Consider the following 21130-nt stretch of genomic DNA (forward strand, 5'->3'; position numbering starts at 1 on the left):
CACTATACACACAAGGGGTGTCCTATGAAATATGTTGGTTTAGTTGGAATTTCGGTCGCGGCTGCGGCTTTGATTATGAGCGGCTGCGGCAGCAGCAGCTCCTCGGGTCCGTCGGCTCCGTCAGAGCTCAAAACCAAGGCTACCGTTGACCTCTCCACTGTAGAGAACGCATTGGCGCTGCTCGGAAGTGGCAGCATTACGGCGGCATCTCCGGCAAGCGCGGCGGTCGCCAAGATCAAAACGGCGATCAATGCAAAGGCGGCAGCCGCTGCCGGCAGCGGTCAGGACAGCTACTCATACACCTACGACTGTGGTATCAGCGGTACCTACTCCTACTCGTGGGAACGCACTTACGAATACCTTGATGACGGCGGCTGGACGGAAACTTATAAGAGCAAATACAGCGCCAACCACTGTATCGACAACTACAGCACCACCATTAACGGCGAACCGACCAACCGCCGGTTTGAAAACGGTACGAGCAGCTACTCCAACATAGCCACCTATAGCAGTGACGCGAATATGTCCAAAGAGACGTGGGCATGGAGTGACAACCACAGCTACGGCTACGACAACAACGAGACGACGACGTCACGCACCTATACCTACGTTAGCAGCGGAAAAGAGACCTGGGAAGCGGACGGTAACTACTTCGACGCCGCCGGCGTACCGGCCTGGAGCGACACCTGGCAGTATGTGGGCACTAATAAGCGGGTCGATGTCGACAGCAACGGGGATGTCATTGATGGCTGGAGAGACGTCTACAATGAGAAATGGACCGAAATGGGTGCCCAGGACGGTTCCCACCACAAAACCATGGCCGACGGCTTCTACAGCTACTATGAAACCAATGCAAGCGGTGTCGAGAGCATGACAGGGGGCGCATACTACAACGACTTTGTCGTGGAAACCTACACGAGCGGCAGCGAAGACAACATTACAATTAGCGGTACCTACGGTACGAGCTGCCTCGGCGGGGCCGTTACGTTCAATACCAATACAGTCGTCCAGTCCAACCAGGATGACTACTTTGACGGCGGCGGTGCTCACGGCAGCGACGTTCTCCCGTATGCCGGCAGCGTCAGCGTCAGTGCCGGCGGCAGCGCGATGGTTGACTTCGACGCCAATGCATCCATGTACTCGACAGTCACTATTAGCGCAACGGACGGCAATGCAACCTACAGCCGCTGGAGCGACATTCCGGTCGGCACCTGCGGTAGCATGATGCCGTAACGCTCCATGGCATGCAGCAAGGTGGGTCACTCCCCCTTCTGCACCATGCATCCTTTCCCGACTTTCGGCTTCTAAAGTATTTTTAGAGAGTTCTAAGTCCCCATCCACGATAATCCAATATCTTTACAAGCGAAAGCATCTATATATGACCACCATTTTACAACTGGCGGGCCTGCCCGATTCCAATGAGATCGTCCTGGAGACGACGGATGAAACGGGTGCACGCCGTTTTCTCGATTTCAACTGGGTATCCCCCCTGCTCGAAACGCTTGATCCTTCCCGATTTCGCCACCTCAAACTGCTCTACGGCGGTGCCGAGAACCCGGTCAGCGTCAACATAAGGCCCGACATCGTCTACAACAGCATCAGCGACCCGGAACGCTGCATCCTTGCACTGGACCGTGCGCAGCATGCTGCACGAAGCAACCCCTATCCCTTTATCAATACGCCGGTCAATATTCCCCGCATCCGCCCCGACCGTCTCTGTCAGACCGTTGCACCGATAAAAGGGATTGCGATGCCTAAAACCCTCCGTCTGACACCGCATTCGCTTGCCGACGTCCGCAAGACACTGGAGACAGACGGTCTGAACACCCCGATCCTCTTCAGGGAAGCCGCCGCGTACCCGGAACAGCCCAACCACTTCATCCTTGAACGTTTCGACGATCTCCACGCCCTCGAACGTTTCGCTTTCGACGGCCGGGCCTACTACGCCTCCTCTTTCACCGACTACCGTTCACCCGACGGCTTCTACCGTCACTACCGTTTCTATGTCATCGGTGACACCGTACTGCCGGGCCACCTCATCATCTCCGACCAATGGTATATCCGCAATGATGCCGAAGCCCACAAGGGATTGAAATCAGACATGAGAACACTCCTTAACGAGGAGAAAGCCTTTCTCAAAAAGTTTCAGAACAGGAAGTTCCCGGCACTTTCCCTGCTCAAAAAGCAGCTCGGCCTTGACTATTTCGCCGCGGAGTGCGCCATCGACGAAAAGGGGGAACTCCTGCTTTTCGGTCTTGACTGTAACGGGCACTATGCCGACGGGACAAAAGAACAGGGGTATCATTCGCCGAAGGAGATCGAAGCGTTCAACCTGGCGGTCGAGGAAATGCTCCTTGCGAAACGCTATGCGGTAAAGGCGAACCATGCTTAAAGTACTCAATCCCATCGGTACCCCCGACAGCGGCCGGGCAACCGTCATCTGGAACAACGGGGATCCCCGCCAGATCCGGATCAATTTTGCAGGGACTAACAGCCTTGTCAGCCTCATCGACCCGCAACAGTACGATGTCATTCCCATGACCTTCGGAGGGCAGCACCCCAAACAGCTCGTTCCGGAAAAAGCCGATGTCATCGTCAATTCGCTCTGCGACCCCGATACCAATGCCGTCGCACTGCATCAGCTCGAAAAGGCGCTGGAACGGCTGGCGATCCCCGTCATCAATCCGCCGGACCTCACTTTTCAGACGACCCGGGAGCAGACCTATGCGCGTTTGCACGGCACCCGGGGGCTCATTGTGCCGAAAACAGTCCGGCTCGCGCCGCGGAAGCTGGCAGAGATCCCGGGTCTGATCGCGGAGCACGGCCTGGAGTATCCCTATATTTTCCGCTCGGCTGGCGAGCACGGCGGCGGGGGAATGGTCCTGGTCGAAAGCGAAAAACAGCTGCCGGAACTGGAACGTTTCGCCTTCGACGGCAGGGATTTCTACGCCATTGCCTTCCGTGATTTCCGTGACGAGGACGGTCTCTACCGAAAATACCGTCTCGTCGTCATCGACGGCCGGGTCTATCCCCGGCACCTCATCGTCTCAAAATCCTGGAATATCCACTCGGAAACACGGGAGGAGATGATGAACGACTCTGCCGCCCGTCAGCAGGAGGAGATCGCCTTTCTGGCAGCCCCGCCCGCGCAGCTCGAAGCAACCTGCCGCCGTATTCATGAAAAGCTGCCGCTCGATTTCTTCGGTATCGACTGCCACCTCGATGCGGAGGGGAACATGTTCATTTTCGAGCTCAATACCTGTATGCGGATCGTCGGCGGCAACCCCATCCCCTACCAGGAAGCCGCCCTCGATGCCATCAAAACGGCCTTCAACGCGCTGATAGCGCGCAAAGCGGCGCAGGCTTAGGCAAGCCCCATCATCGCACGCGTCTCTTCGGGGGTTGCGAGGCGCCGCTGCATCTCTTCCGCAATCCGCGCAACGCGCCGCACCAGCGCTTCGTTGGACGCAAGCACCTTCCGCTCGTAATCATAATGGATATTATCCTCAATCCCGACACGGACGTGCCCTCCCGCAGCGATGGCGGCCGTATTCATCGGCAACTGGAAGCCGCCAAGCCCCGCCCCGGCCCAGACAGAGTCTTCCGGAAGGGCCTCTGCAATCATCGCCAGATTGCCGAGTGTCGCCGGCGCCGTATTGAGATTGCCGAGCAGAATATTGAAGTATTTCCGTCCTTCGATAATCCCGTGGCGTTCAAGGTACTTGGCCAGGTTGACCATCCCGTAATCAAAGACCTCCATCTCCGGGCGGATCCCCTTCTCCTTCATTGTCATCGCCAGTTGCTCGACCATATTGATCGAGTTGGCACTGGCCCCCGAGAGAAAATTGAGCGACCCGAGCGTCAGACTCGCCATATCCGGTTTCGCCGCTCCCGTCAGGTGCAGCACTTCGGAACGCCGTTCGAAATCGCTCCAGTTGCGTCCGGATGTCGTGACGCAGCAGACCATTCCAGGCCGCTCCCGCCGTATCCCCGTCAGAATCGTTTCGTAATAACGGGCATCCGGCGTCGGCTGCCCCGTTTCGTCCCGGGCGTGAATATGGACAATCCGCGCCCCGGCATCGTAGACACGGATCGCATCCGCGATGATCTCCTCGACATAGACCGGTACATGCGGTGTACTCACCTTCGTCGGGACCATGCCCGTCAGACAGACATTGATCATCAGCGGGGGGTACGGGTTAAGCGGGTGCGGATCGTTCTCGGCAATATAGGCTGCCGCCGCAATATCCCTCTGCGCCTTCGTCTCAAAATGACGCACAAGGTCCATCCGCAGCGTTGTCCAGTGGGTAACATCCTCAAGGCTGAAGGAACAGAGCTTCTCCAGGCGGCCGACAACCTCGTAACCATAGTGCTTTCGGTACCAGACGATCGTCTCGGGGTGGTCGGCATTGGTCGTGACGTACTTCACACCCGCGTCGTACATCGCCTCCAGCCGTGCATTCTGGAGTGCCTTTCCGATGTTCATGCCCTGAAATTCGGGGTATACGCCCAAAAGTGTCGTTTTCCCCTCTTCCGGCGCAAGGATCTTGTAACCGCCTGCGCCGATAATACGGCCGTCCTCCGTCCGTGCTACGTAAAAACAGGAGAGGTCCAGCTCTTCCATTTCGACGGAGGGGACATGGTGCATATTCCAAGGCTCCATTACGTTCAGGATCGCATTTCTATCGCCTGCTTCGGCTTTTTCGATACGGTAGTCCATCTGTACCCCCTAAGATAAGTTATTCTACTGTTTTATGACGCTGTTTTCCATTATACCGCCCCTGATCCGGGAGTGAAGTATAATGACGCACCGCATTTGCAAGGAGAACCCATGGCGCTGGGCGCAACGATCTACAAAGTATCCCTTTCCATCTCCGATCTGGACCGCCACTTCTACCATGACTTCGACCTCACCGTCGCCCGCCACCCTTCCGAAACGGAAGAGCGGATGATGATGCGCCTGGCCGCCTTTGCCCTCCATGCCGACGAACGGCTCGCTTTTACCAAGGGGATCGTCCAGGAGGATGAACCCGATCTCTGGCTGACCGATTATGACGGCACCATCCGTCTCTGGATCGACCTGGGACAGCCCGACGAGAAGCGGATCCGCAAGGCGTGCGGCCGCGCAGACGAGGTGATCATCTACACCTATTCCCGCCGTGCGGCCGACGCGTGGTGGCGCCAGAACGCTACCAAACTGGCGCGTTTCGGCAACCTGAAGGTGATCCGGCTCGATACGCAGGGCGACGCCGAAACCTTTGCAGAACGGAGTATGCAACTCCAGGCGCTGATCCAGGACGGCGAACTGCTTCTGAGCGACGAAAAGGATCGGCAGCTTAAAATCACGAGGGAGTCATGGGCGTAAGAACGATCCGGCTCGGCAGCAACTCCATTGCGACCATCGACCTTGAGACGGCCGAAGGCGGCACGCAGCGGATCGTCAAATCCTCCGAAGACCCCTTTGCGCTGGAGGCGGAAGCGACGATGCTCGAACACCTAAGACCCCACCTGCGCGTGCCCAAGGTGTTCGAGCGGAGTGAAGGGCGCCTGGTCATGGAGTACATCCCCAACGACGCCGCCTGCAACGGCGCCTGCGAGGAGGAGATCGCCGACGCCCTGGCCTATCTGCACAGTATCCCCGCCCAGGGTGTCTTCGGGTTCGGCTCCGATACGACAATAGGCCCCTTCCGCCAGCGCAACCGGCCGCGGATACGCTGGGTCGATTTCTACCGGGAGATGCGGGTGCTCGACTTCGCCGCCAGGGCCTTCGACGAAGGGCAGATCGACAAGAGCCTTCTGCAGCGTATCGAGAAACTGGCCGCGGATTTCGAACAGTTCCTGGACGAGCCCGAACACTCCTCTTTGCTGCACGGCGACGTCTGGGGCGGCAACGTCCTGACACGTGAGAACCGCCTGGCCGCCTTTATCGACCCCGCCTGCTACTACGGCCACTTCGAGATGGAGCTCGCTTTTATCGGGATGTTCCACACCTTCGGCGAAGCGTTCTACGCACGCTACCGCTCTCACCGCCCCATTCCGGAGGGCTTTTTCGAACAGCGGGCCGACCTCTACCGCATCTTCCCCTACCTTGTGCACATCCGTGCCTTCGGCGGCGGCTACCTGGCGGGACTAGAGGCGATCCTCCGGCGCGTCGGCTACTGACCAGAGCGTCTCTTTACGCAGAAGCTGCCGGTTTTTCCGGAAGCTCTGGTGCACCCGGTCCAGAATACGCAGCAGCGCCCCCGCCGTCCCGATCGCGAAGGGACCCTTATTGAGCATGACGCACTCCGCCCGCCCCGCCATCGCCGCATCGGTGATCTCGGCGCGGCTGGGGAGGTTGTTCTTCATCTGGCTCTCGAGCACCTGCGTCGCCCAGATGACGGGGAGGTGCGCCGCACTGCAGAGATCGAGCAAGCTCTCCTGGATGGTGGCGAGGTTCTCGAAACCGGTTTCGATCGCCAGGTCGCCCCGGGCGATCATTACCCCGCTGCGCTCCCACAGCAGCAGCTGTTCCAGGATACGCGGCATGCGGAAGACGGCGTGCCGGGTCTCGATCTTGGGCACGATGCCGATATGGCCGCACCCCTCTTCTTGCAGGAGCGCCTGAAGATCGGCAACGTCCCGGTCCGTCTGGCAGAAGGAGAGGCCGAACATATCGGCAAAGTGCTTGACAGAGCGCAGGTTTTCCCGGTCTGCCGGGGTCAGGGCCGGGATGTTCAGGTAGGTGTCGGGGAGGTTGATCCCCTTCTCCTCCTTGAGCAGCGTGCCGCCCGGTTTCGCCTGGGTGACCGTGCAGAGCACGCCGTCCGCTTCGACCTCGTGCACCGAGAGGCCGATCTTGCCGTCATCAATATAGACCCGGTCGCCCGGGAGGACGTGGGAGGTGAAGGCCGGCAGCGTGCAGGAGACCTGCGCCGGTACGACCGTCTTTCCCGTCTCGTCTTTGAGGGCGGCACACCCCTCCGCGTCCGTCGCGGTAATGCGCAACGTGTCCCCCGCGAACAGCCGGATGCGCTCGGGCTGCACGACACAGCCCCGCACGTACCCCGTCCGGCCGCCGGCTGCGACCATGCAGCTTTCGTCGAGAGCGACCTTCTTGCTGATCACGCCCGTCGCCCCCTCTCCGTCACGCTGCTTCAAGGTGATCTTGGCATGCCGGCCGTTGATGTCCGTCACCTTCAGCACATCGCCCGCTTTAAGCGTGTCGAACAGGCCCCGCTCCAGCGCGAGCTGCCCCGGGATCTTCGCCCGGGTATTGGGGTCGGTACGCTCGGAGACGGTCTGTGCAGGCAGGGGGCGGATAAGGATCGTCTTTTCGCGCTTGTTGCTGCCGAGTACGACGGGCAGCTTCAACCGCCGGATCCGCCCGGTCCGTATCTTCGGCCCTGCCAGGTCGACAAAGATCTTCAACCGCTCCGGCGCGGGACGCGTTTCGTTCAGCGCCAAGATGACATCAGCCATCCCCTGCCAGACGGCGGAATCGTCATGGGCCGTATTGATGCGGAAGACGTTGACCCCGGCCGCTGCGAGCCCCCGGATCAGCTCCCCGCCGTTGCGGGCCGCGTCGGAGGGGAGCGTTACCATGACCGCCGTCGTCTGCTCCGCAGCGTCCGCAGCGGCTTCTCCGCCGAAAAGGGCCCGGCTGTTCTGTGCGATCATCTCCTGGGCCGCGGCGATGCCGAGATGGTGGAACGCCGCCGTCTCCTCCGTGGAGATCTCCCCCCGTCCCAGCGAAGAGGAGAGCTGGTCGTAGAGGGTATCGACACTGGCCGCGACGTGGGCGTAGGAGCGTCCCAGCGAGGAGAGCGAAAGCAGGAAAAGTTTCTCCTGCAGCTCCGTCCAGTCTTTTGAACGCAAGATCAGATATTGCCTGAAGTTGAGAAGGCTCCGGTAGCGCGGGTGGTTTCTATCGGTCCCGTGGCGGGCCGCGAGCAGATCGCTCCGCAGCTCTTCGAAGGTGTCCAGGGCCGATTGCATCAAAGTTCTGTCCAGCATACCAACATCTTACCGTGAAGGCGTTTCAAATCGGTTACGTTTTCCTGCCCATTTCTGCGGCACGCCGTACGATATCCATGCCGTAACGTTCCCGCATCTTCATCACCGCGCCGTCAAGCTGCTGCATCTTCCGGTCCTCCTCGAGGGTGAACATATCGACCGCCTTGGGATCGTGGTGGAGGAACTTCGTCGCACTCATGGCGATGTAGGTGACGGCCGCGTTCGGGTAAAGGTCGAGCTCCCGGAACTTCTCCAGGGCGAACGCGGTGATAAAACGCTCGTTGAAAAAGCGGTAGACGGTGTACTGTTTCTTGCTGCGAAGCCGCCCCTCGTAGCCGATGCTGAAATAAAACGTTGTAGGGTTGACGCCGAGGCGGGCGATGGTATGGGTCCAGTGGCGCACCATCACCCGCACGCGGCGGTAGAACTCGTCACGTTCGCGGATGGGGCGGTCCATGCTGCGTGACATACCGATCCCCTTGCGGCTGCGGCGGGGGTTGATCCCCTCCCCGTCACGCCCTGTCATGCGGGCGTAGAGGTCCCGCCCGTGCCGTCCCCAGCTGGCAAAGAGGTGCGGGCTTGAGACGGCTTCGCCGACGGTGGCGATGCCGTAACGCGCCAGCTTCTTCCCGAAGGCCCTCCCGACCCCGGGGAACTCCCCCACAGGGACGTCGCGCGTAAAATCGGCGATCTCCTCATCGTAAACGACCCGGAGCCCATAGGGTTTCACCGTCGACGTCGCCAGCTTCGCGATCCACTTGGCGTTGCTCGCCCCGATGGAAACGGGCAGTAGCAGCTCCTTCGTCACCTTCTCCTGGAGGTAGCGGATGAAACCGGGCATGTCACGCTCCTCGACCCAGCCCGTGACGTCGCCGAAGAGCTCGTCGATGCTGTACTGCTCCACCAGCGGGATCTCCTTGGCCAGCATCTCCATCATTTCGTGCGACAGGGTGTGGTAGAGCAGATGGTTTGGGGGGACGAGGATCGCCTGGGGGCAGAGCTGCAGCGCCTCGCGGATGGTCATGGCCGTCTTGACGCCGCAGGCCCGCGCCTCATAGCTGGCCGTCGTGACGATCCCCCGGATGCGCCCCGCGTCGAAAAAGTAGTTCGAGGCGTCGTGCTCGGCGTGAAAGAGCGTCGGCACGAAAGCCCCCTGGTTCAGCTGGACGAGTTTCTTCTCCCTGGCCGGTTTCGCGTCAAAGATGAACGGGTCCCCCCGCCCGCCGACGATGACGGGCTTGCCCACGAGCTCAGGGTTGCGGGTACGTTCGGCGGAGACAAAGAAGCTGTCGAGGTCGAGGTGAAGTATCATACCGCCATGATACGGCTAAATGCCGACGGCGGGCCGTTTTATTTCACGGCGCCATACCCTCTTGCGGCGGGAAGAGGCACCGCAGCAGCATAGGCGGAATCGGCACGCCGTCATCCGAGAGCGTGTAGCGGATTTCGACCGTGTCGTCCACGACCATCATGCCGGCGAACAGCGAGGGAGGGGTGATGCCGAAACGGCTCATTTTCGTTTCAAACGTCCCCGAAACCACCCCCTCTTCCATACGGTCCGGCGTGGCGACAACCGGCGTCTCATGGCGCCCTATGCGCATTACTCCTGCCAGGGAGCCGTCCTCGTTCTGGGCGTGCAGGGTAAAGAGGACGGGGCACGCCCGGTCGACGCCGAAGGCCTCGTAGGCGTCGTTGTCCAGCGCCTCGTTCCCGCTTTTGAGCGTTTCAATGACCAGGGCGACCTGCAGCGTTTCGACCCGGCCATTCTCCTGCACCATGTAGACACGGACACTGTCCGACGCCATACTCCAGTCATGCAGCGAGGAGGTCCCGTTGACCTCGATGCTCCCTGCGGCCCATACGGTCTGCATCACTGCCATCAAAAACAAAAGCGCTTTCATCATCTCTCCCCCTCCCCGGAATACGCGGGACGCATCTTTTTCGCACCGCGCTGCTGTAAAAAGTGTAACACAAAATGACGCTCTGCCCTGTTTTGATGCTTTGCGTTGAAAGTGCCATAGACTTGCACTTATGAAACGCCATATCGACACCGAAGAGCTTCGGATCCTTTTTTTTACCGCCTACTTTCTCTATAGCAGGAGCAAATACGGCAGCAGCGAACGGGGAGACGTACGCCTGGGAAGGATCGGGGCGTACCGGGGGATCATGCATCTCTGCCGCGCGGCGATGGACGCCAATCCGCCCTGCCTGCGCAGCGGGATGCTCGAGGGGTGCCGCCGGCTGGAAGCGCAGGCGGCGGGCCTCCCCGACGGTGCGTTCAAAACCGCCTACCTCGAAACCCTTGCCGTCTTGCGGCGGCGCATTGCGTCAACCGAAAGCGGCCTAGAACATCCCCATCATTGAGGTACGGCCGAACTTCTGCACCAGCATCGCCGCCGTGCCGCCGCGCTCATTGGCGATGGAAGTGTCCGCCCCGGCGTCGAGGAGACGTTTGCACAGTTCGGGCTTATCGTCCATGATGCTCTCCATCAGCGGCGTCCAGCCGACGCCGTCTTGTTTATTGATGTCCGCGCCGTGGGAAAGCAGGTACTCCACCATATCGCGGCGGTCGCGGCGGATGGCGATGTGCAGCGGGGTCCAGCCGTACTTGTTCTGCAGGTTGACATTCCCCCCGTTTTCGAAGATCGCCTCAAACGCTTCAAGATCGTTCATATAAACGACATCCTCCAGCAATTCGAACAGTCCCCCCTCCGGGTGGGAAGCATAATCCAGGATCCGCTCTTCGATCTCCGGCGCCATCTTGTCCAGGATCTGCAGTTTGTGATCGTCCATTTTCGGCTCCTTTTGGCATGAATGTTTCTCCCATTATACAATCCGCCGCTTTTTTATACACCCACCTCATCCCCGCCGTAGTCGTTTTGTGATGTAATGAGGGTAAAATTGCGAGAACAGATAGAAACGGAGCCAGGTATATATAATGCTTTTTTTACTACTTTTTACGCCAGTTGCCGCGGCGCTGGCCCTCTTTGCACTCCCCTCGCTTCGGGCGCGCTATACGGTAGCGGCACTGCTCTTCGGCGTCCTCTCGGTCAGTGCGCTCTCCCTGTTCTTCCAACCCGGAGCAATCCCCCTTGGTATTGCTCCGGGGATCGAGACCCTGACCGAAGCCGCCGATGTTCTTCTGCTCTTCTATTTCCTCTTCCAGGGGGTGAAGCACCGCTCCGTGCCGGTCCTGCTGCTTGCACTGCTGCAGCTGCCGCTCTACCTCTGGGCCGTGGCGGTCACCCCCGCAGCAGAAGCTCCGGCGCTGGTCGTGGATGACCTGGCACGTTTCATGTTCCTCATCATCAACATCGTCGGCGGCGCCATCGTCCTCTACGCCGTCGAGTATATGCGCCGTGAGAAGAGCGGTGAAGGGAAGCAGCGCCTGTTCGTCGCCTACCTGATGCTCTTCCTCTCCGTCATGAACGCCATCGTCATCGCCGACGCGATCCTGCTCTTCTTCTTCCTCTTTGAGATGACAACGCTGGCTTCGTACCTCCTCATCGCCTTCCGCGGCGACAGTGTCAGCCGCCGCAACGCGCTGCGTGCGCTCTGGATGAACCAGATCGGCGGGGTGTTCCTGCTTCTGGGTGCCCTGGTCGCGGCCTACGGGCCGGGCAGCGCCACCTTCAGCGGCCTGCTGCAGGGCGACAGCGGGGTGCTGCTGCTCGCCCTGGCCCTGCTCGCCATGGCCGCCCCGGTCAAAGGGGCATCTCTGCCCTTTGACAGCTGGCTGCTCGGCGCCATGGTCGCCCCGACCCCGGTCAGCGCCATCCTGCACTCGGCGACGATGGTCAAGATCGCCCCCTTCCTGATCCTCAAGCTCGCCCCCGGGCTGGAGGGGACCCTCCCCGGCACCCTTCTGGCCCTCTTCGGGGCCCTGGTCTTCGTCGCCGCCTCCTACCTTGCACTGTCGCGCAGCCTGCTCAAGGAGATCCTCGGCTACTCGACCGTCGCCCTGCTGGGGCTGATGATGAGCCTGGCCGCCGTCGGTACGCCCGAGAGCATGCAGCTCGCGATGGTATTGATGCTCTTTCACGCCCTCTCCAAGGCGCTCCTCTTCCTTGCAGCAGGCGTGCTCGAAAAGGCGTTCGGCTTCAAGGACGTCGAACAGATGAAAGGGCTGCTGCAGCACGCGCCGCGCAGCGTCGGCTTCCTCTTCTTCGGCTTCTTCTCCCTCACCCTGCCGCCCTTCGGGCTCTTTATGGGGAAACTCTTCGCCATCGCCTCCGTCGCGTCGCTGCTGCATACCCAGCCGTGGCTCGTTATCGTCCTGATGGGCATCGCCGTCGGCAGCGCCCTGCTGGTACTGCTCTATTTCAAGATCGCCGCCGCGCTGCTCGCCACCGCCCCGGACACCCTCCCCATTGAACGCGAAACGATGCCCCCGGGCTTTATGACGCCCCTGGCCCTGCTGACCCTGCTCAGCCTCGCAGCGGCGGGCGGTTACATGGTGCAGCAGCACAGCAGCCTGCTCTGGCTGCTGGCCCTGCCCGTGCTGATCGTTGCCCTACTGCCGCTGCTGACGCGCTCCCTGCAGCGTTTCGACCGTGTTATGCCCTACCGCTGCGGGGAGAAAAGCGAGTTTGACGGTGCGCTCTTTTATGTGGAACCTTCCGCGGCCGCGGCACGGAGACTGCAGTGGGGCTTCGGCCTGCTCTTCGCCGCCGTCGCCCTCTCGGGAGCGATCCGATGAGCTGGGTCATGATCCTCCTCGCCCCCCTGCTCGGCGGCCTCGTCTACGGCGCGGAACGGGTGCTGCGCGCCCGGATGCAGCGCCGTCAGGGACCGCCGCTGCTACAGCCCTTTTACGACATGTTCAAGCTGATGGACAAGCGTACCCTGATCATCCACGCCCCCCACGCCCTGCTGGCCGTGGCCCACTTCCTGCTGCTCTGGCTGGCGGTGGGGGCACTCTTTGCCGGGTGGAACCTGCTCTATATCGTCTTTTTGCACCTCTTCGCCCTGATCGTCCTGGTCCTGGCGGGCTACAGCGTCCGCTCGCCCTATTCGCAGGTAGGGGCCAACCGCGAACTCGCCGCCCTGGCGGCCTATGAGCCCATCCTGGTGCTCCTCGCCGTCGGCTTCTACCTCGTCTCGGGCAGTTTCGACGTCAGCGCCATCCTCGCACAGGGCGGCTACCTCACACAAATGCCGCTGCTCTTTGCCGCTTTGCTCCTCATCCTGCCGATCAAACTCAAGAAATCCCCCTTCGATACCGTCGAAGCACACCAGGAGATCGTCGGGGGCGTCGAGGTCGAATACAGCGGGCTCTTCTACGAGTTTCTCTACATGGCCCGCTTCCTGGAATACCTCTTCGTCTACGGCATCGTCTTCCTCTTTGCCGGGGCGTCGCCGCTGTGGGGCGTGCTGCTCGTGCTGGCCGTTTTCCTGCTCGTCAACCTTGTCGACAACGCCACCGCGCGCGTCCGGACCGACCAGATGGTCAAAATCATCTATGCAACGGCCTTTGCGATGGCAACGGCCAACATTATTTGGATCAGCCTATGAAATTTTTTAACGCTTTTCGGAAGAAATCCCCCTGGATCCTGCACTACAACGCGGGCAGCTGCAACGGCTGCGACATCGAGATCCTCGCCGCGCTCGGCCCCCGCTACGACCTCGAGCGCTTCGGCGTCATCAATACCGGCAACCCCAAGCAGTCCGACATTTTCCTCGTGACCGGCCCCGTCACCTACCGCTCCCGCGAACGGCTGGTGGAGCTCTACTGCCAGATCCCCGAACCCAAAGTCGTCATCGCCGTCGGCTCCTGCACGGCGGCAGGCGGGGTCTTTCGCGGGATGTACAACGTCGAGGACGGGATCGACCGCTACATCCCCGTCGACGTCTACGTCCCCGGCTGCGCCTCCTCCCCCCAGCTCATCATCGATGCACTCGTCGAAGGGCTGCAGATCCTGGAGCGCAAAAGCAAGGCGATCGAAACGCCCTTCAAACTCTTCGGCGCCGTCGAAACGGTCGCCGGAAAACTCAGCCGTCTCGGCATGGCAAAAAAGGTGAATGATGCAGAAGATTGAAACAACCCTCGGCGCGGTGCTCGCGGACCTCGGCGCCTTTTACGATCCCACAGCGTGGCACTTCCTCACCGTCAACGGAATCGACCTGGGTGATGGGAAGATCGAACTGCAGTGGATCTTCTCCCGCTACGGCGCTAAGAACGACGTCGTCGTCTACTACGCGCTGAGCGACTACGACATCCCCGTCCCCTCCGTCGTGCCCGTCATCCCCTCCGCCTTCCTGGGCGAACGGGAGATCGTCGACATGTTCGGTCTGAACGTCGAGGGCGCCGCGGCGGGTCTCTACCTCGACGAAGACTCCCAACCCCATCCGCTCAGGGGGGACGCATGAAAAAGACCGTCCAGATCCCACTGGGGTCGCAGCACATCTCCCTGCTCGAACCCATCCGGTTCAAATTCGAATGTGAGAACGAGACCATCGTCGGGGTCGACGCCGACGTGGGGTTCGTACACCGCGGCGTCGAACAGGCCTGTACCACCAAATTCGACTTCAAACAGGTCGGCTTCGTCGTGGCGCGGGTCTGCGGGCTCTGTGCCATCACCCACTCCCTCTCCTACACCCTCGCCGCGGAGAAGCTGCTGGACTTTACCCCCAACGACCGCATCAAGTACCTGCGGATGCTGATGGTCGAACTCGACCGCATCCATTCGCACATGCTCTGCCTGGCCCATACGGCGGAAAATGCCGGCTTCGAGGCGCTCTTTATGCAGATCATGGGGGACCGGGAGCTCGTCATGGATATCCAGGAGGCCATCAGCGGCAACCGCATCCAGTTCGATTTTATCGCCATCGGCGGTGTCACCCGGGACCTTACCCCCGAGATGGTCGCGCTGCTGCACAAGAACCTCGACGAGCTTTCCGGCAAAATTGCCGACCTCATCGAGCTCTTCGAATCCAACTGGTCCCTCTCGCTCAAGTACAAAGGTATCGGGGCGCTCTCGCTGGAGGAGGCGCAGATCTACAACGCCCTGGGCCCCCTGGCCCGTGCCGCCGGGCTGGCCACCGACGTGCGGGCGGAGACCGACGACCTCCCCTACGAAGCGCTGGGCTACGAGATGATGCTGGAAAAGGGCGGCGATATCCATGCCCGCAACCGGGTGCGGCTGCGCGAGATCGTCAACTCCATCGCGATGTGCCGCAACATCGTCGAGAACCTTCCCGTTGGGGAGATCATGGAGAAGGCCAAAGGCAAACCGAAAGGCGAGGCGATCGTGCGCCTCGAAGCGCCGCGGGGCGAGCTCTTCTACCTCGTGCGCGGCGGCGGACAGAATATGCTCGAACGCGTCCGGATCAAGACCCCGACCTTCTCGGGCATCCCGGCCATGATGGAGGTGTTCAAAGGGAGCCAGTACGCCGATGCCCCGGCGATCCTCGCCTCCTTTGACCCCTGTATGTCCTGTACGGCGAAATAGGAGTATCTGATGCTTAAAGCCATGATCAACGCCTTTACAAACCTCTTCAAACCTGTGCGTACGCACAACTATCCCGCCGAGCCGATGCCCCTGCCTCCGGCCTACCGCGGACTGATAGAGTATAATGAGGAAGCATGCATTTTCTGCGACAAATGCGAGAAGGCGTGTCCGCCCAAATCGATCCGCTTCTTCCAGCACGAAGACGGGCAAAAAGAGTACCGCTACAACGCCTGGCTCTGCATCTACTGCGGAGAGTGCGTGCGGGCCTGCCCCAAACCGGAAGAGGCGCTGTGGCAGAGCGAAACGAAAGCACGCCCCGCACTCAAAGAGGACAGTGTCAACGACGGCTGGTTCGACTGGGAAGCGGAGTGCGCCCAGAGCCGCGAGGAGTATGCCGCGGCCAAGAAAGCGGCGAGGGCCGCCAAGAAAAACGAAGGAGACTGATATGCGTATCGTCATCGTCGGCGGCGGCATCGCGGCCGCCTATATTGCCAATGCGATCAAAGAGCAGTCGCCCGCGCACGAGGTGCTTATCGTCACCAAAGAGGCCCACCCTCCCTACGACCGCATCCACCTCTGCGCCCTGGTCAACGGCAGCGCCGATATCGACGAGATCGCCCTGCCCCTGCCTGCCGATGTCAAGGTGGAGCTGAACGCCGAAGTTACCGGACTTGATCCTTCGTCCAAACGCATCTTTACCGCTTCCGCGTCTTACGCCTACGACAAGCTCATCCTCGCCACCGGTTCCGCGCCGCGCCGTCTCTTCGACACTGTAGGCCTCACCAACGTCGCCACCTTCCGCAGCGCCGACGACTCCGAGTGCATCGCACAGCGGATTGTTGGCAAAAACGTTGTCATGATGGGCGTGGGCCCCATCGGGCTGGAGCTGCTCGATACGCTGAGCAGCCTGGAGGGGCCGGAGCATATCTACCTTGTCTCGCGGGGGAACCATCTCTACGACAAGGCACTGACCCCCTCCGCCGTGGCACTGATGAAACGCATCTACGAAGGCGCCGACCCCCGGGTCCGTATCCTCTTTGAGGAGGAGATCACGGACAAGGTGATCGAAGGGGAGATGATCACAAAGATCGTCATGAAAGAGCACACCATCGACAACCCCTTTGTCATCTTCGGTGTCGGTATCTCCCCCGCCGCCGATGTTGCCAAAGACGTGCTTGAGACGGACAAAGGGATCCTGGTGGACGAGCATATGCGTACCTCCGATCCCGACGTCTATGCCGTCGGCGAGGTGGCCCAGCTCCGCAACGGCTACATTGCCGGGCGGGTCAAAGAGTGTACGCTCCAAGCCGACGCCGCCGTCGCCGCGATTCTTGGGATCGAGGATGAGGGTTTCAAAGACTTTGTCACCATCGACGGCCTCAAAGTCGGCAGCTTTCTGCTCGCCGACGTCACCTCGACCGCCTATGACCCCAAAGACGATGCGAACGAGGATATCGTCATCACCTCCAAGGCGGAGGGGCGGATCGACCAGTACATCGTCAATGACGACCGCCTTGTACGCTTTATCGGGATCAACACCAACATCGACGTCATGGCACTCAAAACAATGATGGAGGAGGCCAAACCGGTCGATCCCGCCTTCTTCTACGACAACCGGCTAGTGAGCGAACGGGGACGCCTTATCTGCAGCTGCGCCAGCGGCTACGAACAGGACCTTGTCGCGCTGATCAAGGAGAACTGCATCGAGAGCTTCGCCGACCTTAAACCGCTGAGTGAAGCGGGGCGGGTCTGCGGCCGCTGCAAGCAGGACGTCGTCAAACTCATCGCCGACACCCCGGTCGATCCCGAAGAAGCCGCCCGCCTCAAGGCCGAACGCGAAGCGGCCGCCAAAGCCGAGGAGATGGCGAAGGTGCAGCGGCGCATCGACAAGTTCAACAAGCTCCACCCCGCCAACCGCATCGAGAGCGAAAACCTCGACGAAGCGCTCAAAGCCTTCGACATGAGCAGCGAGTTCAACCGCTGGGTCTCCATGATCACCGCCAATATGCGGCTGCACCCCGAGTACGAACCCCTGGTGGGGCAGAGTATCGAACAACTCAACAAGATCCCCATCATCTGGCTCGAGCTCGCCGACTGCAGCGGCAACTCCGAGGGGTTCATCAAATCCGCCCACCCCAAGGTGGACGACCTCATCCTCAAATACATCTCCCTTGATTACCACGAACTGCTGATGGCGGGATCAGGGGACCAGTCGGAGCTCTCCCTCGACGGGGTGATCGAGAACGACAAGGGGCGCTACATCCTGATGGTCGAAGGGGCCATTCCCCTCGGACTGGAGGGCAAGTTCCTGCGCATCGGGCCCAAGGGCGAAACGGGGCTGGAGCTTCTGAAACGCACCGCACAACATGCGGCCGCCGTCTTCTCCATCGGCTCGTGCGCCTTCGACGGGGGCGTCGTTGCCGCCGCGCCCAACCCTACCGGTGCCGTCGGGGTGGCGGAGGCGCTTGGCAGGGACGACATCATCAACCTGCCCGGCTGCCCGGTCAACCCCATCAATATCGTCGGGACCCTTCTGCACTACGTCATGTTCGACGAACTCCCAAGGCTCGACGAAAAGAACCGCCCCGAATGGGCCTACGGTTTCCGGGTCCACGACAACTGCGAGCGCCGCGGCCACTACGACCTGGACGAATTCGTCCTCGAATGGGGCGACGAAGGGGCCAAGAAGGGGTGGTGCCTCTTCAAGATGGGCTGCAAGGGGCCCTATGCCGATCTGAACTGCTCCTTGGTAAAATTCAACGAAGGCACGAGCTGGCCGGTCCAGGTCGGCCACGGCTGTTTCGCCTGCGGCCAGGGCAAGATTGCCTTTGACAAATACGCCAACAACCGGCCGCTGCCGGAAGGGGAAGAGGAAGAAATTCATGGCCACTAAAAAGATCGTTATAGACCCCATTACCCGCATCGAGGGGCACCTGCGTATCGAAGTCGAAATCGACGAAAATAACACCGTCAAAGAGGCGTGGGCCTCCGGACAGCTTTTCCGCGGCATCGAGACGATTCTCAAAGGGCGCGACCCCCGGGATGCCGGGCTGATCGCCCAGCGCATCTGCGGGGTCTGTACCAATGTCCACTACCGCGCCTCCATCAGCGCCGTCGAAGACGCCTACGGCATCGCCCTGCCAGCCAACGCCGAGAGCATCCGCAACCTCGTCACCCTGGCGCTCTTTGTCCAGGACCACATCGTCCACTACTACCACCTGCACTCCCTCGACTATGTCGACGTCGTCAGCGCCATCTCCGCCGAACCGGACAAAGCCGCGGAGCTGGCGCAGACCTATCATGACTACCCCTACCGTACCTCGACGGGGCACATGAGCGCCGTCAAGGAGAAACTGACCTCCTTCGTCAACGCGGGACGCCTGGGGCTCTTCGCCAACGGCTACTGGGGGCACAACGCCTACCGTTTCACCCCCGAGCAGAACCTCATCCATATGAACCACTACCTCGAGGCCCTGCGGGTCCAGCGCGACCTCAGCCGGGCGGTGGCGATCTTTGCCGGGAAAACGCCACACCCTCAGAACCTCGTCGTGGGCGGGGTCACGAGCGTCGCGGACATGCTCAACCCGCAGCGCCTCAACGACTTCATGTTCATCATCAAGGATGCCCGCGACTTTATCGAACGCGCCTATATTCCCGATATCAAGATGGCCGTCGAAGCGTACAAAGAGGAGATCAAAGCCGGCGTGGGACGCGGCAGCGGAAACTTTATGGCCGTGGGCGGCTACCATTTCGGCAAAGCGCAGCAACTCTTCGAGGGCGGCGTCATCCAGGGCCACGATTTCGCCAACATCGAGCCCTTCGATGAACAATACATCACCGAAGAAGCCTCACGCTCCTGGTACGCCGACGAAGCACCGATGGCACCCTATGACGGCAAGACCGAACCTTTCTATACCGACCTCAACGAAGACGGCAGCCTCAAAACCGAAGGCAAATACAGCTGGGTCAAGGCACCGCGCTACAAGGGCAAGCCCATGGAGGTGGGGCCACTCTCGCGGATGATCATCGGCTACCTGCAGGATTCCCCGGTCATCCGGCCCTATATGGAAGCGTTCATGAAGGACACGGGGCTCGAACTGATGGACTTCTCGACGACCCTCGGGCGCAACGCCGCCCGCGCCGTGGAAGCCCAGGTCTGCTGCGACTACCTCTTTGACTTCTGCAGCGACCTCATCGAGAACATCAAGTACTACGACGAGGAGACCTGGACGAAGTACGACTTCGCCGCCCTGCCCAAAGCGGCGGCCGGCAGGGGCATTTTTGAGGTGCCCCGTGGGGTGCTGGGCCACTTCATCCGTATCGACGACGCCAAGATCGCCAACTACCAGGCGGTGGTACCGACGACCTGGAACGCCTCACCCAAAGACAGCGGCGGCGTCCGCGGCCCCTACGAAGAGTCCCTGGTAGGCATCACCCTCGCCGACCCCTCCGCGCCGCTGGAAGTGCTGCGGGTCGTGCACAGCTTTGACCCCTGCCTCGCCTGCGCCGTCCACGTCATCAACGCCAAGGGCAAGGAACTCTCGCACTACAAGATCGCCGCGGCGTGCACGCTTTAGGCCCTCTCTAACGCAGCAGACGTTATACTTCCGTCATCTATTCATTGAGGGGAATACGTATGGAACTCTGCGTCGCGCTCGACCTGCCGAGCATGGAAGAAAACCTGGCACTGGTGGAAAAGATCAAAGCCTACCCGGTCTGGCTCAAGGTCGGGCTGCGCGCCTACATCCGTGACGGCGAACCCTTTCTGGGAGCGCTCAAGGCCATCAACCCGGACGCGAAGATCTTCCTCGACCTCAAACTCTATGACATCCCCAATACCATGGCCGATGCCGCCGAGTCCATCATGGGCCTGGGCGTCGATATGTTCAACGTCCATGCCAGTGCCGGTAAACGCGCCATGCAAACGGTGATGGAGCGGCTCTCGACGTACGAGAAACGCCCCCTTGTCCTGGCCGTCACGGCACTCACCTCCTTCAGCGAAGAGGAGTTCGGCGACGTCTACAACGCCGGCATCGCCGCGACGGCGGACAAGTTCGCCCAGGATGCCCACGAAGCGGGACTCGACGGTGTCGTCTGCAGTGTTTTTGAAAGCGCTTCCATCAAAAACATGACCAGCGGCGGGTTCATCACCCTGACGCCTGGCATCCGCCCCTTCGGCGAGGACGCGGGCGACCAGCAGCGCGTCGCCACGATCGAAGCAGCCGAAGCGGAGAAGGTCGATTTCATCGTCGTCGGCCGCCCCATCTACAAGGCCGAAGACCCCGCCGCCGTCGTCGGAAAGATCCTCGAGCGACTTTAAGCGGCTCCGCCCCGCTTTTTAAGCGAAATATTATTTCCATCTGATTATAATCTCACTCTCATTTTTGAGACTTGGACAGGTGGGTGAGAGGCTGAAACCACACCCCTGCTAAGGGTGCGTACCTTTGCGGGTACCGAGGGTTCGAATCCCTCCCTGTCCGCCACTTCTTAACGATTCCGGATTAGCTCAGCGGTAGAGTAGGTGACTGTTAATCACTTGGTCACTGGTTCGAATCCAGTATCCGGAGCCATTTTCTTCGACGCTTTTTCCTAAACTCATCGTTGTCATACCACTCACGTACATGAGTACACTTCACTTCTCTCCGCCTTGATTAAAGAAAAAATCGTCTTCGAAAACTGTACTT

General features: G+C 60.6%; 20 protein-coding genes and 2 tRNA genes. 17 read left to right on the top strand and 5 right to left on the bottom strand.

Going from position 1 to position 21130, the window contains the following annotated elements; genetic code table 11:
• Positions 1-24 precede the first annotated feature (24 nt).
• From ACXWTF_RS11980 to ACXWTF_RS11990, 3 genes are all read left to right on the top strand, one after another.
• Positions 25-1233, top strand: coding sequence for a hypothetical protein (locus ACXWTF_RS11980; protein ID WP_461715214.1), 1209 nt, complete (start codon positions 25-27; stop codon positions 1231-1233).
• Between the two features lie 145 nt (positions 1234-1378).
• Positions 1379-2392 (top strand): hypothetical protein, encoded by a 1014-nt coding sequence (locus ACXWTF_RS11985; RefSeq protein WP_461715215.1) that lies wholly within the window; start codon positions 1379-1381, stop codon positions 2390-2392.
• Positions 2385-3368 (top strand): ATP-grasp domain-containing protein, encoded by a 984-nt coding sequence (locus tag ACXWTF_RS11990; RefSeq protein ID WP_461715216.1) that lies wholly within the window; start codon positions 2385-2387, stop codon positions 3366-3368. Before ACXWTF_RS11985 ends, ACXWTF_RS11990 begins: the two co-directional genes overlap by 8 nt.
• Here ACXWTF_RS11990 and ACXWTF_RS11995 read toward each other — a convergent pair.
• Positions 3365-4720, bottom strand: a complete 1356-nt coding sequence (locus ACXWTF_RS11995; protein WP_461715217.1) for a GNAT family N-acetyltransferase — start codon at positions 4718-4720, stop codon at positions 3365-3367. The two genes, ACXWTF_RS11990 and ACXWTF_RS11995, sit on opposite strands and share 4 nt — an antisense overlap.
• A 111-nt stretch (positions 4721-4831) precedes the next feature.
• Between ACXWTF_RS11995 and ACXWTF_RS12000 the strand changes: the two genes are divergently transcribed.
• Together ACXWTF_RS12000 and ACXWTF_RS12005 are read left to right on the top strand one after the other, a co-directional pair.
• Positions 4832-5365: a YaeQ family protein gene (locus tag ACXWTF_RS12000; RefSeq protein WP_461715218.1), complete on the top strand. Its 534-nt coding sequence runs from the start codon at positions 4832-4834 to the stop codon at positions 5363-5365.
• Positions 5356-6162 carry a fructosamine kinase family protein gene (locus ACXWTF_RS12005; RefSeq protein WP_461715219.1) on the top strand — a complete coding sequence of 269 codons (807 nt, stop codon included), beginning with the start codon at positions 5356-5358 and terminating at the stop codon, positions 6160-6162. Before ACXWTF_RS12000 ends, ACXWTF_RS12005 begins: the two co-directional genes overlap by 10 nt.
• Here ACXWTF_RS12005 and ACXWTF_RS12010 read toward each other — a convergent pair.
• From ACXWTF_RS12010 to ACXWTF_RS12020, 3 genes are read right to left on the bottom strand one after another with little or no spacing between them, the layout of a single operon-like run.
• Positions 6130-7995, bottom strand: a complete 1866-nt coding sequence (locus ACXWTF_RS12010) for a pyruvate kinase (RefSeq protein WP_461715220.1) — start codon at positions 7993-7995, stop codon at positions 6130-6132. The genes ACXWTF_RS12005 and ACXWTF_RS12010 overlap by 33 nt on opposite strands.
• 34 nt (positions 7996-8029) lie before the next feature.
• Entirely contained in the window at positions 8030-9307 is a 1278-nt protein-coding gene (locus ACXWTF_RS12015) for a DNA polymerase Y family protein (protein WP_461715221.1), read from the bottom strand.
• A gap of 43 nt (positions 9308-9350) precedes the next feature.
• A complete protein-coding gene (locus ACXWTF_RS12020) occupies positions 9351-9896 on the bottom strand; it encodes a hypothetical protein (RefSeq protein ID WP_461715222.1) in 546 nt (181 codons plus the stop codon).
• 130 nt (positions 9897-10026) lie between these two features.
• On the opposite strand from ACXWTF_RS12020, the gene ACXWTF_RS12025 reads away from it, so the two are divergent.
• A complete protein-coding gene (locus tag ACXWTF_RS12025) occupies positions 10027-10359 on the top strand; it encodes a hypothetical protein (protein WP_461715223.1) in 333 nt (110 codons plus the stop codon).
• On the opposite strand, the gene ACXWTF_RS12030 is transcribed toward ACXWTF_RS12025, so the two are convergent.
• Positions 10339-10788, bottom strand: a complete 450-nt coding sequence (locus tag ACXWTF_RS12030) for an ankyrin repeat domain-containing protein (protein WP_461715224.1) — start codon at positions 10786-10788, stop codon at positions 10339-10341. The genes ACXWTF_RS12025 and ACXWTF_RS12030 overlap by 21 nt on opposite strands.
• 145 nt (positions 10789-10933) lie before the next feature.
• Between ACXWTF_RS12030 and ACXWTF_RS12035 the strand changes: the two genes are divergently transcribed.
• The 11 genes from ACXWTF_RS12035 to ACXWTF_RS12085 all read left to right on the top strand — a co-directional run bounded on the left by ACXWTF_RS12035 (position 10934) and on the right by ACXWTF_RS12085 (position 21016).
• Positions 10934-12694, top strand: coding sequence for a proton-conducting transporter transmembrane domain-containing protein (locus tag ACXWTF_RS12035; protein ID WP_461715225.1), 1761 nt, complete (start codon positions 10934-10936; stop codon positions 12692-12694).
• Positions 12691-13509 (top strand): complex I subunit 1 family protein, encoded by an 819-nt coding sequence (locus ACXWTF_RS12040; protein ID WP_461715226.1) that lies wholly within the window; start codon positions 12691-12693, stop codon positions 13507-13509. The genes ACXWTF_RS12035 and ACXWTF_RS12040 overlap by 4 nt, the downstream gene beginning before the upstream one ends.
• Positions 13506-14033 carry an NADH-quinone oxidoreductase subunit B family protein gene (locus ACXWTF_RS12045; protein WP_461715227.1) on the top strand — a complete coding sequence of 176 codons (528 nt, stop codon included), beginning with the start codon at positions 13506-13508 and terminating at the stop codon, positions 14031-14033. The genes ACXWTF_RS12040 and ACXWTF_RS12045 overlap by 4 nt, the downstream gene beginning before the upstream one ends.
• The gene (locus ACXWTF_RS12050) at positions 14020-14364 is read left to right on the top strand and encodes an NADH-quinone oxidoreductase subunit C (RefSeq protein ID WP_461715228.1); all 345 of its coding nucleotides are present in this window, start codon (positions 14020-14022) and stop codon (positions 14362-14364) included. Before ACXWTF_RS12045 ends, ACXWTF_RS12050 begins: the two co-directional genes overlap by 14 nt.
• On the top strand, positions 14361-15446 hold the full coding sequence (locus ACXWTF_RS12055; protein WP_461715229.1) for a hydrogenase large subunit: 1086 nt from the start codon (positions 14361-14363) through the stop codon (positions 15444-15446). The genes ACXWTF_RS12050 and ACXWTF_RS12055 overlap by 4 nt, the downstream gene beginning before the upstream one ends.
• Before the next feature lie 9 nt (positions 15447-15455).
• Complete coding sequence (locus ACXWTF_RS12060) at positions 15456-15890, top strand: 4Fe-4S dicluster domain-containing protein (RefSeq protein ID WP_461715230.1); 435 nt, start codon at positions 15456-15458, stop codon at positions 15888-15890.
• A gap of 1 nt (position 15891) precedes the next feature.
• On the top strand, positions 15892-18339 hold the full coding sequence (locus ACXWTF_RS12065) for a hydrogenase small subunit (protein ID WP_461715231.1): 2448 nt from the start codon (positions 15892-15894) through the stop codon (positions 18337-18339).
• Positions 18329-20023, top strand: coding sequence for a nickel-dependent hydrogenase large subunit (locus ACXWTF_RS12070; RefSeq protein ID WP_461715232.1), 1695 nt, complete (start codon positions 18329-18331; stop codon positions 20021-20023). Before ACXWTF_RS12065 ends, ACXWTF_RS12070 begins: the two co-directional genes overlap by 11 nt.
• A 59-nt stretch (positions 20024-20082) precedes the next feature.
• Entirely contained in the window at positions 20083-20766 is a 684-nt protein-coding gene (gene pyrF / locus ACXWTF_RS12075) for an orotidine-5'-phosphate decarboxylase (RefSeq protein WP_461715233.1), read from the top strand.
• A gap of 73 nt (positions 20767-20839) precedes the next feature.
• Positions 20840-20929, top strand: a tRNA-Ser gene (locus ACXWTF_RS12080).
• A gap of 12 nt (positions 20930-20941) precedes the next feature.
• A tRNA-Asn gene (locus ACXWTF_RS12085) sits at positions 20942-21016 on the top strand.
• Positions 21017-21130 lie beyond the last annotated feature (114 nt).

Source organism: Thiomicrolovo sp. ZZH C-3, assembly GCF_054862725.1.

Coding starts and splice junctions, on each gene's coding strand:
- ACXWTF_RS12065 (WP_461715231.1), top strand. CDS start 15,892: ATGCGTATCGTCATCGTCGGCGGCGGCATCGCGGCCGCCTATATTGCC.
- ACXWTF_RS12010 (WP_461715220.1), bottom strand. CDS start 7,995: ATGCTGGACAGAACTTTGATGCAATCGGCCCTGGACACCTTCGAAGAG.
- ACXWTF_RS11985 (WP_461715215.1), top strand. CDS start 1,379: ATGACCACCATTTTACAACTGGCGGGCCTGCCCGATTCCAATGAGATC.
- ACXWTF_RS12025 (WP_461715223.1), top strand. CDS start 10,027: ATGAAACGCCATATCGACACCGAAGAGCTTCGGATCCTTTTTTTTACC.
- ACXWTF_RS12015 (WP_461715221.1), bottom strand. CDS start 9,307: ATGATACTTCACCTCGACCTCGACAGCTTCTTTGTCTCCGCCGAACGT.
- ACXWTF_RS12000 (WP_461715218.1), top strand. CDS start 4,832: ATGGCGCTGGGCGCAACGATCTACAAAGTATCCCTTTCCATCTCCGAT.
- ACXWTF_RS12055 (WP_461715229.1), top strand. CDS start 14,361: ATGAAAAAGACCGTCCAGATCCCACTGGGGTCGCAGCACATCTCCCTG.
- ACXWTF_RS12070 (WP_461715232.1), top strand. CDS start 18,329: ATGGCCACTAAAAAGATCGTTATAGACCCCATTACCCGCATCGAGGGG.
- ACXWTF_RS12005 (WP_461715219.1), top strand. CDS start 5,356: ATGGGCGTAAGAACGATCCGGCTCGGCAGCAACTCCATTGCGACCATC.
- ACXWTF_RS12060 (WP_461715230.1), top strand. CDS start 15,456: ATGCTTAAAGCCATGATCAACGCCTTTACAAACCTCTTCAAACCTGTG.
- ACXWTF_RS12030 (WP_461715224.1), bottom strand. CDS start 10,788: ATGGACGATCACAAACTGCAGATCCTGGACAAGATGGCGCCGGAGATC.
- ACXWTF_RS12045 (WP_461715227.1), top strand. CDS start 13,506: ATGAAATTTTTTAACGCTTTTCGGAAGAAATCCCCCTGGATCCTGCAC.
- ACXWTF_RS11980 (WP_461715214.1), top strand. CDS start 25: ATGAAATATGTTGGTTTAGTTGGAATTTCGGTCGCGGCTGCGGCTTTG.
- ACXWTF_RS12020 (WP_461715222.1), bottom strand. CDS start 9,896: ATGAAAGCGCTTTTGTTTTTGATGGCAGTGATGCAGACCGTATGGGCC.
- ACXWTF_RS12040 (WP_461715226.1), top strand. CDS start 12,691: ATGAGCTGGGTCATGATCCTCCTCGCCCCCCTGCTCGGCGGCCTCGTC.
- ACXWTF_RS11990 (WP_461715216.1), top strand. CDS start 2,385: ATGCTTAAAGTACTCAATCCCATCGGTACCCCCGACAGCGGCCGGGCA.
- pyrF (WP_461715233.1), top strand. CDS start 20,083: ATGGAACTCTGCGTCGCGCTCGACCTGCCGAGCATGGAAGAAAACCTG.
- ACXWTF_RS12050 (WP_461715228.1), top strand. CDS start 14,020: ATGCAGAAGATTGAAACAACCCTCGGCGCGGTGCTCGCGGACCTCGGC.
- ACXWTF_RS12035 (WP_461715225.1), top strand. CDS start 10,934: ATGCTTTTTTTACTACTTTTTACGCCAGTTGCCGCGGCGCTGGCCCTC.
- ACXWTF_RS11995 (WP_461715217.1), bottom strand. CDS start 4,720: ATGGACTACCGTATCGAAAAAGCCGAAGCAGGCGATAGAAATGCGATC.